The sequence below is a fragment of the Pseudomonas sp. 24 E 13 genome, assembly GCF_900004715.1.
Classification (GTDB): Bacteria; Pseudomonadota; Gammaproteobacteria; order Pseudomonadales; family Pseudomonadaceae; genus Aquipseudomonas; species Aquipseudomonas orientalis_A.
Map to the genome: position 1 here is coordinate 1 of NZ_CVTO01000032.1, position 14,625 is coordinate 14,625.

Genomic DNA, 14,625 nt, shown 5'->3' on the forward strand with positions numbered 1-14,625 from the left:
ACGCCGGTCGCCACGCTCAAGTGCAACCATTGGTCGACGTAGCTTTTCCAGGCCACATCATCGCGCGGCAGCAGGAAGGCTTTCTGGCTGTACTGCATCTGCCGATCGGGGTTGACCGCGCACAGTCCCGGTTTTTGCTTTTGCTGGTAACGCGCTTCGCTGGCGTCGGTGATCATCACGTCGGCCTTGCCCGCCAGCAGTTCGTCAAAAATGCTCACGTTGTCGTGCAGGCGTATCTGCGCCTTGCCCAGCTGGGCGCGGGCAAACGCTTCATTGGTGCCGCCCGCCGGTTCGATCACGCGCACCTGGGGCTGGTTGATTTGCTCGACGCTCTGGTAGCGCTGCACGTCGGCGCAACGTACCAGGGGGATCTTGCCGTCGACACCGAGCGGCTGGCTGAAGAAGGCTTTTTTCTGGCGCTCCAGTGACACCGAAATCCCGCCGACGGCGATGTCGCAGCGTTGGGCCAGAAAGTCCGGCATCAGGGTCTTCCAGGTGGTCGGCACCCAGGTGACCGTCGCGTTGAGGCTCTTGGCCAGGGACTCGGCCATGGCGATATCAATGCCCTGGTAGCGGCCATCGGCACGCAGCGAGGTGTAGGGCATGTAGTCGCCGGTGGTGCACACCGTCAGCGTGCCACGCTCGATGACCTCGTCCAGGCGTGACGGGCTGGTATCGGCCAAGGCGGTGGTGGCCACGCTCGCCAGTACACACAGGGCTAGAGGAGCTTTCATGCGGTCGAGTCCTTGGGGCAGGTCGGGCGCACATTATTTCCAGCGCGGGGCAGGGTGGCAAGGTGCGGGATTGACGGCGTTGCGGCTTTCGACCTTTTTTTCACGTTGCAGTGGTTAAGCTGCCGATCAAGGTCGTTTTACTTCCGTTTTGTCCACCATGAGCCCGCGATGTCGCCACAACCTCCATCCTCCATCGAGACCGAATTCACCGAGCGCTATGACCGTGAGCATGCCAGGGTCTGTGGTGATACCGTTCCGCCTGGGCTGTTGCAGCGTCTGGCCGCGTGGCGCGATGCACGGTTGGTGCGCCATGCGTTGAAGGTCGCCGGGGAGCCCGGATTGATCCTCGACCTGGCCTGCGGCTCCGGGCGGTTCTGGCCGGTGCTGGCTGAGCACGTCAATCGGGTGATCCTGGCCTCGGACCCTTCCCAGGACATGCTCGACCACGCCCGCACCCATCACTCGGCGGCGTTGCTCAAACGCGTCAAGACATTCCCGGGCTCAGCGTTTTCCATTGGTCTGTCGGCGAATGCGGTGGATTGCATCTTCTGCCTGGAGTTGTTTCGCCATGCGCCCGATACCGAGGTGCGCCTGGCCTTGCTACGGGAATTCCACCGAGTCAGCCGCGACACGGTGATTGTGTCCGTGGACGCGCGTATCCCGGTTGAGGAAGAGTTTCGCCAGGCCGGTTTCAAAGTCTTGAATCAGCGGGAGTTCCTGCCCGGCTCCAAACTGTGGTGTGTCTACGTCCTGCGTAAGAGGGGATAGCTTCAGAGGGGATAGCTTCCGCCTGTCGGATTATTCTTCCTTTTCTGTCTGAGTTTTCGCGGTTGCCTGTGCACTGCGGATGCTCGCAAGTCCCTTTCGCGATATATACTGCGCGCCATTCTTCAAGGGAGAGCCGTGTGGCCATCGATATTCACTGGATCTGCGACAACGATAGCCTCGGCCAGCATTGCGCCCAATGGCAGCAGTTGCCATTCGTCGCCCTCGACACCGAATTCATGCGGGTCGACACCTTCTACCCCATTGCCGGGCTGATCCAGATCGGTGATGGCGTGCGCGCGTATCTGATCGATCCCCTGACCATCGACAACTGGCAACCCTTGGCCGCCTTGCTGGAAAACCCGGGCGTGATCAAGGTGGTACATGCCTGCAGCGAAGACCTGGAAGTGCTGTTGCGCCTGACCGGCAGCCTGCCGGCGCCATTGTTCGACACCCAGTTGGCTGCGGCCTACCTGAACCTGGGGTTCTCCATGGGTTACTCGCGGCTGGTGCAGGCGGTGCTCGATATCGACCTGCCCAAGGGCGAGACGCGCTCGGACTGGCTGCAGCGGCCCTTGTCCGAAACCCAGGTGAGCTATGCCGCCGAAGACGCCGTGCACCTGGCCGAAGTCTACATCCGCCTGCGTCCGCGATTGAGCGATGACAAATACGCCTGGGTACTGGAAGACGGCGCCGAACTGGTGGCCAACCTGCGCCGCGAAGTCGACCCGTACGAGGTGTACCGCGACGCCAAGCTGGCGTGGAAGCTGTCCCGCGCCCAGCTCGCCGTATTGCGTGAACTGTGCGCCTGGCGCGAGCAGCAAGCCCGCGCCCGTGACCTGCCGCGCAACCGCATCGTGCGTGAGCACTCGTTATGGCCCCTGGCCAAATCCCAGCCGGATAACCTCGCCGCCCTGGGCAAGATCGAAGACATGCACCCGCGCACCGTGCGTCAGGACGGCCAGTTCCTGCTTGACCTGATCAAGCGTGCGGGCAGCGTACCCATGGACCAATGGCCGCCTGCCGTGCCTGAACCGCTGCCGGTCGATGCCGCCGCGCTGATCAAGCAACTGCGCGCCCTGGGCCAGGCGTTCGCCGAGCGCCTGGACATGGCGCCGGAACTGATGCTGCGCAAGAAAACCCTCGAAGCCCTGGTCAAAAGTGGCTATCCCGATGGGCCTTACCAATTACCCGATTCGCTGCGTGGCTGGCGTCGCGAGTTGATGGGCCAGGCGCTGCTCGACAGCCTGGCCAATGCCGGAGAACAGCCTTGAAACGTATTTGCTCGATTTATCGCAGCCTGAAAAAAGACGGCATGTACCTCTATGTGCTCAAGAGCGACGCCCTGGAGCGGGTGCCGGAGCCGTTGATGGTCGCCTTCGGCAAGCCGCATCACGCCTTCGACATGGTGCTGACACCCGAGCGCAAACTGTCGCGCGAGGACATCGCCGTGGTCTTGGAAAACCTCGACAAGCAGGGCTATCACCTGCAAATGCCGCCCGCCGAGGACGAGTACATCGAGCACCTGCCTGAAGAGCTGCTGCGCCGCAACGACCCGATGTGATCGATCAGCGCCCGTCTCAGGGCGCAGGCTTGAATGGAATTGTATTAGAGGACGGTGGCCGTAAGGATGCGGGCGGCCGTCAGCACTGTTTTTGAAAGGTTTGAACCATGCGTGTTCTGATTGCTGAACAGGATCACCCGCTCTACGCCCAATTGCTTCGCGAAGCCGCGCCGGACCTTGAGGTACTGACCAGCGGCGACTCGGCCGAACTCTCGCGCCTGGCCGCCGATTCCCCGGTATGGCTGGGCCAGCCGGACCTGCTGGCGACGCTGTTGCGCCAGGGCCATCATCCGCAATGGTTGCAGTCGACCTGGGCTGGCATTACGCCCCTGTTGGCCGAAGGCCTGCCGCGTGATTATCGCCTGACCCGCGCGGTCGGCATCTTTGGCCAGGTCATGGCCGAATTCGTCCTGACTTACATGCTCGGCCACGAGCGTGAAGTATTGGCGCGGCTGGTCAGCCAGGTCGAGCGCAAGTGGGACAGCCGCCAGGGCCAGAGCCTGGCCGGGCGCAAGGTGCTGGTGGTCGGCACTGGCGACATTGGCCAGCGTGTGGCGCAGTTCCTGCGGCCATTTGGCGTCAAGCTGTATGGCATCGCCAGCCAGGCCCGCGAGCAGGCGCCGTTTATCGAAGTCGCCGGGCTCGATCAATTGGGCCGGCTGGTGGGAGAGGTGGATTATGTGATCAACCTGCTGCCCAACACCCCTGACACCCATGACCTGTACGACGCCGCACTGTTCAAGCAATTCAAGCCGACCGCCTTGTTCATCAATGTCGGGCGCGGTGTGGCGGTGGTGGATGCCGATCTGGTCGAAGCCCTCAAGGAGGGACATCTGGCCGGAGCGGTGATCGACGTCTGTCGCCAGGAGCCGCTGCCGCAACGCCACCCGTTCTGGACGGCGTGGGGCTTGTTATTGACCGGGCACAGCTCGGCCCCGACCTCGCCGGCGATGATGGTGGAGTTGTTTGTGCAGAACGTGCGTGCGTACCAGGCTAAACAAGCCCTGCGCGGGGAAGTGGATTTCGAGCGCGGCTACTGATACGACACGGTAAAAAAATGTGGGAGGGGCAAGCCCTAATGCCAGCCTGTAGGAGCGAGCTTGCTCGCGAAAAACTCATAGGCACCGCGTTCATGCAGAAAGCACGCGTTATCGTTGACGTTTTTCGCGAGCAAGCTCGCTCCTACAAACTGGCATTCATGGGTTCTGCGCATAACTCAGAGACTGAAGTCACCTTCCGACACCAGCTCGCTCAGCGGCTTGCGCGGGCTTGGCGCTTCGCGGCCTTGCAGGTACTCGGGCAGGCTCGACTTGTCGCCCAGCTTGCCCACCGCCACGGCGGCGTGCAGCGCATAGCCTGCGGGGATCTTCAGCGCCTTGCGGGTCAGGTCCTGATCGAAGCCGGCCATGCCATGGGTGTGCCAGCCGGCGAGGCTGGCTTGCAAGGCCAGGTGAGCCCAGGCGGCGCCGGTGTCGAAGGTGTGCCACAGGGCCGGGGTTTCTTCCGTGGCGCCGGGGGCGATGAAGTCGGTCTTCGAGGCGATGATCACCAGTGCCGACGCATGCTGCGCCCAGCCTCGGTTGAACTCGTTGAGCAAACCCAGGAAGCGCTCCCAGTCCGGCGTGTCGCGGCGGGCATAGAGAAAGCGCCAGGGCTGCGAGTTGTAGGCCGAAGGTGCCCAGCGCGCCGCCTCGAAGAAGCTCAGCAGGGTTTCTTTGGAGATGCTCTCGCCGGTGAAGGCGCGAGGCGACCAGCGTTCGGTGAACTGGGTGTGGATCGGATAGTCGGCAACACGGGTCATGAGCAGTTCCTGATCGTCAATTCGGCGCTCAAAACTACTGCGCAACTCCTGGACTGACAAGCGTTGTTACACCGCCAGTCGCAAGCGCTTGGCCCCAAGGGACTTGGGCACTAGACTGGCGGCCTTTGAACCTACCGATACTGATGCAGAGCCATGGCCGCCAAAGTCGAACCTTTCTGGATACGCAAAACCCTCGAACACCTCGACCAGGAGGAATGGGAATCGCTGTGCGACGGCTGTGGCCTGTGCTGCCTGCAAAAGCTTGAGGATGAAGACGACAACAGCGTCTATTACACGCGCATCGCCTGCAAACTGCTGGACCTGAAAACCTGCCAGTGCACCGACTACCCTAATCGTCGGGCGTCGGTGCCGGACTGCATCCAGCTAACGCCCGGGCAGGCCGACCAGTTCAAGTGGCTGCCGCCCACCTGCGGTTATCGCCTGGTCAGCGAGCGCAAGGATTTGCCATTGTGGCACCACCTGGTCTGCGGCGACCGCGACGCCGTGCACCACGAACGCATTTCCCAGTCCGGGCGCATGCTCAGCGAAGGCAGCGTGCCAGAGGACGACTGGGAGGATTACCTGATCTTCCGCGCGGGTTAACCAGGAGTGCGTATGAAGGTGGGATTCAAGCTGGCGGCATCGGCGCTGTTGCTGGCGCTGAGCACGTCGGCGTGGTGCGCCAGGAAAGTCGACCTGGATTACCACGTCAAACTTCTGCCCCAGAGCGATCAGGCCGAGGTGCGCGTGAGCCTGTCCCAGGGCTCTGCGGTGCGCAGCCTGGATTTCGACCTTGGCCGCGACGGCGACTACAGCGATTTCAAGGCCGATGGGCAATGGAAGGTCGATGGTCGTCGGGGTCACTGGCAACCCAGCGCCGACAAGGCCAGCCTGACCTACCGCGTACGTCTGGGCCACGCGCACAAACCCGGCACCTACGAAGCGCGCATGACGCCGGCCTGGGCGCTGTTTCGCGGCGACGACCTGGTGCCCACCGCACGGCTGGACCAGCAGGAGGGTGTCGAGCTGGTCGCGCGCCTGATCTTCGACCTGCCGCCGGGTTGGAACAGCATCGAGACCGCCTGGCCGCGTATCGGCAAGAACAAGTTCCGCATCGACAACGTGTCCCGCCTGTTCGACCGCCCCACCGGCTGGATGCTCGCCGGTAGCCTGGGCAGCCGGCGCATGCGCCTGGGGCAGACCGACGTCACCGTGACCTCGCCCAAGGGCCAGGGTATGCGGCGCATGGATGTGTTGACGCTGCTGACCTTCGTGTGGCCGCAAGTGGAAGCCGCGTTCCCGCGCCACCCGGCCAAACTGTTGGTGGTGGGCGCCAGCGATCCGATGCGCCGTGGCGCCTTCTCGGCGCGTGACTCGGTCTACCTCAACAGCCGCACGCCGCTGGTCAGTGAAGACGGCAGCAGCCCGTTGATCCGCGAAGTGGTGCAGGCCATCGCCCGATTCAATGACCACGACAGCAGTGACTGGATCAGCGAAGGCCTGGCCGGGTACTACGCCATTGAACTGGTGCGTCGCGCCGGGGGAATCACCGATGAGCGGTATCAGGCGATACAGACGCGCCTGACCAAGGAGGGCAAGGCTGTGACCAGCCTGCGTGGCGAACACGTCAGCGGCGCAACAGTGTCACGGGCGGTGGTGGTGTTGCAGGAACTGGATCGCGAGATCCGCGTGAAAACCCATAACAAGCGCTCGCTGGATGACCTGGCGCAAGCGGTAATGCGCGCGGGCAGCGTGACCACGAAAGACTTTGTGCGACTGGCCGAGCGCATCATTGACGGTTCATCCGCCGTACTCGACAGCAAGCTGCTGCAGTAATCTTAAAACCCTGCACAAAACAAATGTGGGAGGGGGCTTGCCCCCGATAGCAGAGTGTCAGCCAGCAACTCTTGCGCTGACCCACCGCTATCGGGGGCAAGCCCCCTCCCACATTTAAATCTCCAGCGGCCCGATTACTCGGCTCAGCCCGTGGTTTTCACCGCTTTTTCAGCCGCCACTTCAGCCTTGGTCTTCAAGTTCTTCAACTCCGCGCCCGCTCGCTCGATCTTGGTACGTACGCTGTTCATTTCCTGGCGGCCTTGCTCCAGCTTGTCCTTGAGCGAACTGTGGCCGGTGAAACCGCGTGCCAGCGCCACGCCGCCAATCGCCACCTGGATCAGCCCGAAGAGCCCGCCACGGCGCAGGCCTTTGCCGACCATCATCACGCCACCGGCTACCGAGCCGATGCGTTCCCAGCCGTGCACATTCTGGGGGCGCTGCTCGTCCGGCTGCAGGTGTTCAATCACAGGTCGCAGGGTTTTGCTGTCGCTCATGATCCGTCTCCAACAAAGATAAGTGTCATTAGCTGACTGTTGGTGATGGCCGGATGTTCCCGCTATTTGCGTCCCCGGCTTTCAGTATTTGGGTCCCGAGCGGGTGTTATTGCCCTTGGCCAGGCGGTCGTAGAGCACCACGTTGACGGTGGCGGCGAGGTTCATGCAGCCGGTGGTTGGGATGTAGACCACGTCCTCGCACCAGTCGCGAATCTCTTTGTCCAGCGAGCCGTCTTCGGGGCCGAAGATGTACAGCGCGCGGTCGGGGTGGGTGTATTCGGGCAGGGGGCGGGCGCCTTCCACCAGTTCCACGGCGACGGGGATGCAGCCCAGGGGCAGGATCTTTTTCAGGTCATCGATGCCGATCAGCGGAATGTCGTGATGCACCTTCTTGGTATCGGTGATGAAATCCCGCGCGCGCTCGTAACGCACGCCGGTATAGAACACCGAAGCCACGCCGTAGCAGCCGGCGGCGCGCATCACCGAGCCGACATTTTCCGGGGATTTGGGGTTATACAGACCGATGCAGCTGTAGCGTTTATTGCCCACGGGGAAGGGTGCCTTGCAGGAAAAACCGCGATTATACGGTCTTGGGCAGTGTGGTGCTTGGGCGATCGCTATCGGCGGCAAGTCGAATCGTCGCACCGCCCTCCCACAGGGGAATGCATTCCAAATGTGGGAGGGGGCTTGCCCCCGATGAGGCCGGTACAGCCAACGATGATCTCAGTCGTCTTTCTTCATCAACCCCGCCAACGCCGCAAACGGGTTGTGTGTCGCCTTGGCAATCGTCGGGCTGCTGGTGGAGCCTTCGCCGAAGTACTGCTGGTCGGTGTAGCGCGAGTGCTCGTTGTCATGGCAGTACAGGCACAGCAGTTCCCAGTTGGAGCCATCCTGGGGATTGTCGTCATGATTGTGGTTGCGGTGGTGCACGGTCAGTTCGCTCAGGCGCTTGCCGGCGAATTCACGGGCGCAGCGGCCGCACACGTGGGGGTACATTTTCAGGGCTTTGTCGCGGTAGCCCATTTCCCGGTCGCGCTGGGCATCGGCAAGGATGCGGTCCAGCTTGGCGGTGTGGGAGGGCGGGTTGGTCGAGCTCATCATGGCTCCTGGCTATTGGGTGGTCACGGACAGGTTGATTCTAGCTAATCACAGCGCAATTAGCCCTTGAGCTTTTCCGCAATCCAGATGGTGTGTCGCGTGCCTTTGTTGCCATGGGCAAACACCTGCACTTCTTCGGCCTTGAAACCGGCCTTGCGCAGTTTGTCGCTGAACAGTTTGTCGGCGCTGGCCGACCACACGGCAAGCACGCCCTTGGGGCGCAGGGCCTTGGCGCAGGCGGCCAGGCCACCGGCGGAATACAGCCAGCTGTTGGCTTTTTGCGTGAGGCCTTCAGGGCCGTTATCGACGTCCAGCATGATCGCATCAAACCCCTGGGGCTCAGCCTGCAGCACCTTGGCCACGTCTTCCATGCGCACCACTGTGCGCGGGTCGAGCAAAGGGCGGCCGGACTTTTCGCCGAGCGGCCCACGGTTCCACTCCACCACGCCCGGCACCAATTCGGCCACCACCACTTCGGCGCTCTTGCCCAGGTGCTTGAGCGCCGAAGCCAGGGTAAACCCCATGCCCAGGCCACCGATCAGCACCCGTGAACCCGGACGACCGGCGACCTTGCGGCACGGAATTTCCGCCAGGGCATCTTCTGAACCGTGCATGCGCGTGTTCATCAACTGGCCGCCGTCACCGCCCTGGATCTTGATGACGAAGTCCTCACCGTATTCGAAGAGGCACAAGGCACCGCCGTTGTCGGGGATCGGAGTGGTGTCCAGCAGAACGAAACGTTTCATGGAAATCTCATTGGGAAGGGCATTCTTGCGCGGTTGGGAGTAGCCTTGTGACATTCCGGTCAGGCCATGGAGCCATCGATGAAGTGCAGCATTCTAACGGTCATTGTGCTTGGCGCGCTCACATTGGGTGCGGCGCAGGCGCAGGAGTTGCAAACCGTACCGGTCGCACCCGCGCCAACCCCCGGCGCGCCGGGCACGCCAACGCCCACGTTGTACCCGCAGGTCACGCCGCCCGCTGTGCCCAAGACCAACGGCTCGCCGCCCCTGGCGCCGATCGTGCTGCCGGCGCCGCCCAAGGACCAGACGGTCCCGGGCCTGCAGCAGAACGACAGCAAGCCGAAGACGCCCGGCGGTTAAAACTGTTGCGAGGGCGTCCTGTGTTCAGACAGGGCCGCCCCACTAAGCGCTTCAATCATACGTTCCTAAATCAGCTCAAGCGCCTTGAACACGAAGGCATATTCGAGTGCCACGTCACGTAATCCCTGGTAACGACCGCTCATGCCGCCGTGACCGGCGCCCAGCTCGGTCTTGAGCAGCAGCAGGTTGTCGTTCGTCTTCGTGTCGCGCAGTTTGGCCACCCACTTGGCCGCTTCCCAGTACTGCACGCGACTGTCGTTGTAACCGGCAATCACCAGCATGTGCGGGTAGGCCTGGGCACGCACGTTTTCGTACGGCGCATAGGCCTTGATGCGCGCATACACCTCGGGCTCCTGCGGGTTGCCCCATTCGTCGTACTCGGTGACGGTCAGCGGCAGTTCCGGGTCGAGCATGGTGTTGAGCACATCGACAAACGGCACTTCGGCGATCGCCGCCTGGAACAGCTCCGGGCGTTGGTTGAGCACCGCACCGATCAACAGGCCGCCGGCGCTGCCGCCGCTGATCGCCAACTGGTTGGCGGTGGTCAGGCCCTGGGCGATGAGGTGTTCGGCGCAGGCGATGAAATCGCTGAAGGTGTTCTGCTTGTGTTCCTGCTTGCCGTTGCGGTACCAGGCTTCACCCAGCTCGCCACCGCCGCGCACGTGCGCGATGGCAAACGCCACGCCTCGGTCCAGCAGGCTCAGGCGCGCATGGGAGAACCATGGGTCCAGGCTCGAGCCATAGGCGCCGTAGCCATACAGGTACAGCGGCGTCGTCTGGCCGAGCTGGTCACGCTTGACCACCAGGCTGATCGGCACCTGGGTGCCGTCGGCGGACGTGGCCCACAGACGCTGGCTGACATAATCGTCGGCGTTGAACACACCGAGTACCGGGGTTTCCTTGAGCACCTGCTGTGCCCCGCTGGCCAGTTCCAACTGACGCACCTGGGCCGGACGGTTCAGTGCTTCATAGCGCAGGCGAATCCTGTCGCTGGCAAATTCCAGGCTGTTCTGTACGTAGAGGCTGTAAGCCGCGTCAGGCAGTTCCACGCGATAGGCCGGTACGCCCTCGGGATGCACTTCGATCACCGGCAGGCCGCCGATGCGCAGGCTCAGGGTCATGGCGCTGGCGTTGAGGCTGACGCCGTCGAGCATCACCTCGTCGCTGTGGGGGATCAGGTTCTGCCAGTCGGCTTCGGTCGGGGGCGTGCCGCTGTCAGGCGCGACGAACAGCGCGTAGTTGATACCGTCGCGGTTGCTGCGGATAAACCAGGTCCACTGGCCGTTCAACTGGCCGTGGTCGACATCGTATTCGTGATCTTCCACCCGCGGCGCCAGGCAGGTGAAGTCCAGGTGCGGCTGGTCGGCGTCGAGGGCCCAGATCTCGCTGGTGGTCTTGCTGCCCAGGGCCAGCAGCAACTGGCGCTCGGAGCTGGAGCGGTAGCAATGCAGGAAGAAGCGTCCGTCGGGTTCGTGGAACACTTCCTGCGCCGCCGTGCCGTCCAGGCGGTAGCGGTAAAGCTTGTGCGGACGATGAGTGTCGTCCAGTTCGCCGAAAAACAGCGTGATGCTGTCGTTGGCCCAGGTCATGCTGCCGTCGCAGTTGTCGAATGCCAGCTCACTGACCTTGTCTGTCGCCAATTCCTTCACGTACAGGGTGTAGATCTCTTCACCCGTGGTGTCGAGGCTGTAGGCCAGGCGCTGATGGTCGGGGCTGATGCTGAACGCGCCGAGGGAGAAAAAGCCGCCATTGGCCAGCACGTTCGGGTCCAGCAGCAATTCTTCGCTGCGCTCATCCACCTGGTTGCTGTCATCGGCCGGGCGCCGGCAGCGGTAGTGACGCGCGTATTCGTCACCGGCGGTGGTGCGCGTGTAGTAGAGGTACGGGCCCCAGGGGGAGGGCAGGGACAAGTCGGTTTCCAGGATACGGCCCTTGATTTCCTCGAACAGCGTCTCGCGCAGTGCCTGCTGGTCGGCCAGTTGGCTTTCCTGCCAGGCGTTTTCCGCTTTGAGGTAATCGAGGACTTCAGTGCTGTCACGTTCCTGCAGCCAGGCGTACGGGTCTGGGCCTGGGGCTTTGCGGGCAATCGGTGCGGTCGAAATAGGCATGGATAATTCTCTATCGGGCGGACGGTGGCCGGCATTGCAGCCGCGACACGCAAAAGCCGTTATCATAGCCGCCTCTTTGCCAGCCTTGCCATGGACACCATGACCGAGAACGACTATCTGACCGCTTGGGGCCTCTACGCCTTCGCCGCTTTGGGCTGCCTGTTGGTGTGGTGGCGCATGACCCGCTGGATCTGGCGCTGGCTGCGTGAGCCGCTGCAGTTACTGATGGCGGTGCTGTTGCTCAGCCCCACCATTGTCGACCCGATCAAGACCCAGTTCGCGCCCGCCGTGGCGATCACTGCCCTGGACCTGCTGCTCAAGGTCGGCAATAACGCCTGGCGCGCCATCTCCGACCTGTTCATGTACACCATGATCGTGTTTGCGCTGTACATCGTGTTCGTGCTGATCCGCTGGCCCATCGAGCGCGCCGCCAACGCCCGCCGTGAGCGCAAGGCCGCCACGGATGCCGCGCTGGCCGCGGAGCCTGAGGAAGACGAACCGTTCCGTCGCCCGGCCCCCGCCTCCGGCATGCGGGTCGAACCGCGCCTTTAACGTTGTCCGCCCTGCAGCGAGAGCCCTGGCATGTGTGAATTATTGGGCATGAGTGCCAACGTCCCCACCGATATCGTGTTCAGCTTCACCGGGCTGATGCAGCGGGGCGGGCGAACCGGCCCCCACCGCGACGGTTGGGGCATCGCCTTCTACGAAGGCCGTGGCCTGCGGCTGTTCCAGGACCCGGCCGCGAGCAGCGAGTCGGAAGTCGCCCTGCTGGTGCAGCGCTATCCCATCAAGAGCGAAGTGGTGATCGGCCATATCCGCCAGGCCAATGTGGGCAAGGTGAGCCTGGCCAATACCCACCCGTTCGTGCGCGAACTGTGGGGGCGCAACTGGTGTTTTGCGCACAATGGCCAACTGGCCGACTTCAGCCCCCGCGCCACCTTCTACCGGCCGGTGGGCGACACCGACAGTGAAGCGGCGTTCTGCGACTTGCTCAACCGCGTGCGCGAAGCCTTCCCGGAACCGGTGGACATCGAGCAGATGCTGCCGGACCTGATCGCCGCCTGCGCCGAATACCGCAGCAAAGGCGTGTTCAACTGCCTGCTCAGCGATGGCGACTGGCTGTTTTGCTATTGCTCGACCAAACTGGCGCAGATTACCCGGCGCGCGCCATTTGGCCCGGCCCGCTTGAAAGATGTCGACGTGATCGTCGATTTTCAGGCCGAAACCACCCCCAACGACGTGGTAACGGTCATCGCCACCGAACCGCTGACCGACAACGAAAACTGGACCCGCTACGAACCGGGCCAATGGAGCCTGTGGCGACGCGGAGAATGCGTCAGCCAGGGCGTTACCGAATAAGGAATCGACCATGTTGCTCAGCTATCTGCGGTTGGTGCTGTTTGCCATAGGCTTGTTGGTCGGCGTGCAAGTGCCGGGGTTCATCAACGATTACGCCAAGCGCGTCGAAGCCCACCTGATCGAGGCCCAGACGGGCCTGCGCGGGTTTGAGTCCACCGCGCAGCAGTTCTTCAACGGTGACATGCAAGCCCTGGTGGCGCATTACCGTGCCAGCGATGACCCGGTCTTCCAGAGCGACGCCAGCAGCCTGGGCGCGATGCTTGACCGTCAGCTGGCGTTGGACAAGCAATTCCAGGCCATGCAAGGCCCCTGGTACATCCGCGCCCTGCAAGTGGCGGTGGCGGCTGATCCGGATATTCGCCTGGAAACCTGGAATGGCTACAGCTACCAGATCCTGCTGACGCCCGAGGCCATGGGCTGGGGCCTGGGCGGAGCGATGCTGCTGTCGTTCGGTATCGAATGCCTGTATCGCCTGATCGACTGGGTGGTGCTGGGCGGCCGCCGCCTGCGCCAGAGCCGGCCGATTGAAGAGCGGGATTTGAAAGGGCTCTAAGTCCTGACAAAAATCCAGTGTGGGAGGGGGCTTGCCCCCGATGGCAGTGTGTCAGCCAACATATGTTTAGCTGACACTCTGCTATCGGGGGCAAGCCCCCTCCCACATTTGGACCCGGTTCAGTCAGTTGCTCAGTACCATCCGCTCTTTACCGACTTCCTCGGCATAGCGGGCGACGACCTTCTGGCACAACCCCACAATCTCCTCCACCAACTCCACCCCCACGCGCCACGACACCACCACCTGCAGGTTCGGCAGTTGCTGCGCCATCGCCAGCATCACCAGTTCCCCCCGTGCCAGCTCTTCGCTGACCAGCACCGGCGGCAGCGCGCCAATGCCAAAACCATCGCGCAGTAGCCGGGTGATGGCCGATACCGAGTTGACGCAGTTCATGCGCGGTGCGGCGACGCCGTTGGCTTGCATCAAACTCAATACATCCTGATGGGGACAGGAGTTTTTCGAGTAGGTGATGATGCGTTCCTGGGCCAGTTCGGCGAGGGAGGCGTAATCGCGGTTATAGATCGACTGGCTGGCGACAATCCAGGCCATGGGGTGACTGCCCAGTTCCAGGCTGCGCACGCTCTCCAGGCGCAGCAGGTCGGTTTGCAGGATCAGGTCCAGGAAGCCTTTTTGCAGCTGATCACTGAGGTTCAGCGCAGTATCGGCGACCAGTTCGATTTCAACCCGCGGGAACAGGTTCATCAGTTCAGCGACCAACGGGCTGAGCCAGGTGTGGATCACGGTGTCCATTGCGCCGATCCGAATGCGTCCGACCTTGCTGCTGGTGGTTTCCAGGGACTGCTTCAAGCCCTGCAGGGTCACCATCATCTGCTCGGCATAATCGAGCACCTTCAAGCCTTCCGGGGTCAGGCTCACACCGCGCGAATCGCGCAGGAACAGCTTTACCCCCAACTCGCTCTCCAGCACCGCAATGCGGCTGGAGATCGACGCCTGGGTGGTGAACAGCTTTTCGGCGGTCAGGCGGAAACTCTTGAGCTTGGCCACCCAGACGAAGGTTTCGAGGAACTTCAAATTCATGGGATCAACTTTTTCTTATGCATGGATCGGTTTTTATTAGTTGGACGCCGCGGCGTGCCGGCGCCAAAAATCGAGCCGTTCCACGATAAGCGTCGTTGGGGTTCAGGACAACATCGTTGCGAGATGTTGGTAAAAGATCCCACACTACAAAAAAACAAAGCCTACAGGAGCG

The 14,625-nt window shown here is 62.5% G+C and carries 18 protein-coding genes; 10 read left to right on the top strand and 8 right to left on the bottom strand.

Annotated elements, in window-relative coordinates; genetic code table 11:
* A partial coding sequence (locus tag BFP90_RS01280; protein WP_065895772.1) for a transporter substrate-binding domain-containing protein occupies nucleotides 1–734 on the bottom strand: 734 nt, incomplete at its 3' end.
* A 168-nt stretch (nucleotides 735–902) separates the two neighbouring features.
* On the opposite strand from BFP90_RS01280, the gene BFP90_RS01285 reads away from it, so the two are divergent.
* From BFP90_RS01285 to BFP90_RS01300, 4 genes are all read left to right on the top strand, one after another.
* Entirely contained in the window at nucleotides 903–1,502 is a 600-nt protein-coding gene (locus BFP90_RS01285; RefSeq protein ID WP_065893503.1) for a class I SAM-dependent methyltransferase, read from the top strand.
* 137 nt (nucleotides 1,503–1,639) lie between these two features.
* The gene (rnd, locus tag BFP90_RS01290; RefSeq protein ID WP_065886304.1) at nucleotides 1,640–2,773 is read left to right on the top strand and encodes a ribonuclease D; all 1,134 of its coding nucleotides are present in this window, start codon (nucleotides 1,640–1,642) and stop codon (nucleotides 2,771–2,773) included.
* Complete coding sequence (locus BFP90_RS01295; protein WP_057723020.1) at nucleotides 2,770–3,063, top strand: YcgL domain-containing protein; 294 nt, start codon at nucleotides 2,770–2,772, stop codon at nucleotides 3,061–3,063. The genes rnd and BFP90_RS01295 overlap by 4 nt, the downstream gene beginning before the upstream one ends.
* Before the next feature lie 107 nt (nucleotides 3,064–3,170).
* Nucleotides 3,171–4,103, top strand: coding sequence for a D-2-hydroxyacid dehydrogenase (locus BFP90_RS01300; RefSeq protein WP_065895773.1), 933 nt, complete (start codon nucleotides 3,171–3,173; stop codon nucleotides 4,101–4,103).
* Between the two features lie 176 nt (nucleotides 4,104–4,279).
* On the opposite strand, the gene BFP90_RS01305 is transcribed toward BFP90_RS01300, so the two are convergent.
* Complete coding sequence (locus BFP90_RS01305; RefSeq protein WP_065895774.1) at nucleotides 4,280–4,864, bottom strand: nitroreductase family protein; 585 nt, start codon at nucleotides 4,862–4,864, stop codon at nucleotides 4,280–4,282.
* A gap of 153 nt (nucleotides 4,865–5,017) precedes the next feature.
* On the opposite strand from BFP90_RS01305, the gene BFP90_RS01310 reads away from it, so the two are divergent.
* Entirely contained in the window at nucleotides 5,018–5,467 is a 450-nt protein-coding gene (locus tag BFP90_RS01310; protein ID WP_003172524.1) for a YcgN family cysteine cluster protein, read from the top strand.
* Between the two features lie 12 nt (nucleotides 5,468–5,479).
* The gene (locus BFP90_RS01315; protein WP_065895775.1) at nucleotides 5,480–6,700 is read left to right on the top strand and encodes a hypothetical protein; all 1,221 of its coding nucleotides are present in this window, start codon (nucleotides 5,480–5,482) and stop codon (nucleotides 6,698–6,700) included.
* A 143-nt stretch (nucleotides 6,701–6,843) separates the two neighbouring features.
* Here the strand turns inward: BFP90_RS01315 and BFP90_RS01320 are convergent, their stop codons facing one another.
* The 4 genes from BFP90_RS01320 to BFP90_RS01335 form a co-directional block, all read right to left on the bottom strand.
* Nucleotides 6,844–7,194, bottom strand: a complete 351-nt coding sequence (locus BFP90_RS01320) for a YgaP family membrane protein (RefSeq protein ID WP_065893508.1) — start codon at nucleotides 7,192–7,194, stop codon at nucleotides 6,844–6,846.
* 81 nt (nucleotides 7,195–7,275) lie between these two features.
* Nucleotides 7,276–7,743, bottom strand: a complete 468-nt coding sequence (locus tag BFP90_RS01325; protein ID WP_003189607.1) for an RNA methyltransferase — start codon at nucleotides 7,741–7,743, stop codon at nucleotides 7,276–7,278.
* A gap of 174 nt (nucleotides 7,744–7,917) precedes the next feature.
* Nucleotides 7,918–8,292, bottom strand: a complete 375-nt coding sequence (locus BFP90_RS01330; RefSeq protein ID WP_003210675.1) for a YajD family HNH nuclease — start codon at nucleotides 8,290–8,292, stop codon at nucleotides 7,918–7,920.
* A 59-nt stretch (nucleotides 8,293–8,351) separates the two neighbouring features.
* On the bottom strand, nucleotides 8,352–9,038 hold the full coding sequence (locus tag BFP90_RS01335; protein WP_065893509.1) for a spermidine synthase: 687 nt from the start codon (nucleotides 9,036–9,038) through the stop codon (nucleotides 8,352–8,354).
* Between the two features lie 78 nt (nucleotides 9,039–9,116).
* Here BFP90_RS01335 and BFP90_RS01340 point away from each other — a divergent pair, with 78 nt between their 5' ends.
* Nucleotides 9,117–9,395 carry a hypothetical protein gene (locus tag BFP90_RS01340; protein WP_065893510.1) on the top strand — a complete coding sequence of 93 codons (279 nt, stop codon included), beginning with the start codon at nucleotides 9,117–9,119 and terminating at the stop codon, nucleotides 9,393–9,395.
* 65 nt (nucleotides 9,396–9,460) lie between these two features.
* On the opposite strand, the gene BFP90_RS01345 is transcribed toward BFP90_RS01340, so the two are convergent.
* Complete coding sequence (locus BFP90_RS01345; protein ID WP_065895776.1) at nucleotides 9,461–11,503, bottom strand: S9 family peptidase; 2,043 nt, start codon at nucleotides 11,501–11,503, stop codon at nucleotides 9,461–9,463.
* Between the two features lie 24 nt (nucleotides 11,504–11,527).
* On the opposite strand from BFP90_RS01345, the gene BFP90_RS01350 reads away from it, so the two are divergent.
* Genes BFP90_RS01350 through BFP90_RS01360 form a run of 3 tightly spaced genes read left to right on the top strand, consistent with a single transcriptional unit; the run spans nucleotide 11,528 to nucleotide 13,415 of the window.
* On the top strand, nucleotides 11,528–12,055 hold the full coding sequence (locus BFP90_RS01350; RefSeq protein WP_065893512.1) for an MFS transporter: 528 nt from the start codon (nucleotides 11,528–11,530) through the stop codon (nucleotides 12,053–12,055).
* Nucleotides 12,056–12,085: 30 nt separating this feature from the next.
* Nucleotides 12,086–12,862 carry a class II glutamine amidotransferase gene (locus tag BFP90_RS01355; RefSeq protein WP_065886314.1) on the top strand — a complete coding sequence of 259 codons (777 nt, stop codon included), beginning with the start codon at nucleotides 12,086–12,088 and terminating at the stop codon, nucleotides 12,860–12,862.
* Between the two features lie 10 nt (nucleotides 12,863–12,872).
* The gene (locus tag BFP90_RS01360; protein ID WP_065886315.1) at nucleotides 12,873–13,415 is read left to right on the top strand and encodes a DUF2937 family protein; all 543 of its coding nucleotides are present in this window, start codon (nucleotides 12,873–12,875) and stop codon (nucleotides 13,413–13,415) included.
* Nucleotides 13,416–13,538: 123 nt separating this feature from the next.
* Here the strand turns inward: BFP90_RS01360 and BFP90_RS01365 are convergent, their stop codons facing one another.
* Nucleotides 13,539–14,453 carry a LysR family transcriptional regulator gene (locus BFP90_RS01365; RefSeq protein WP_065893513.1) on the bottom strand — a complete coding sequence of 305 codons (915 nt, stop codon included), beginning with the start codon at nucleotides 14,451–14,453 and terminating at the stop codon, nucleotides 13,539–13,541.
* Nucleotides 14,454–14,625 lie beyond the last annotated feature (172 nt).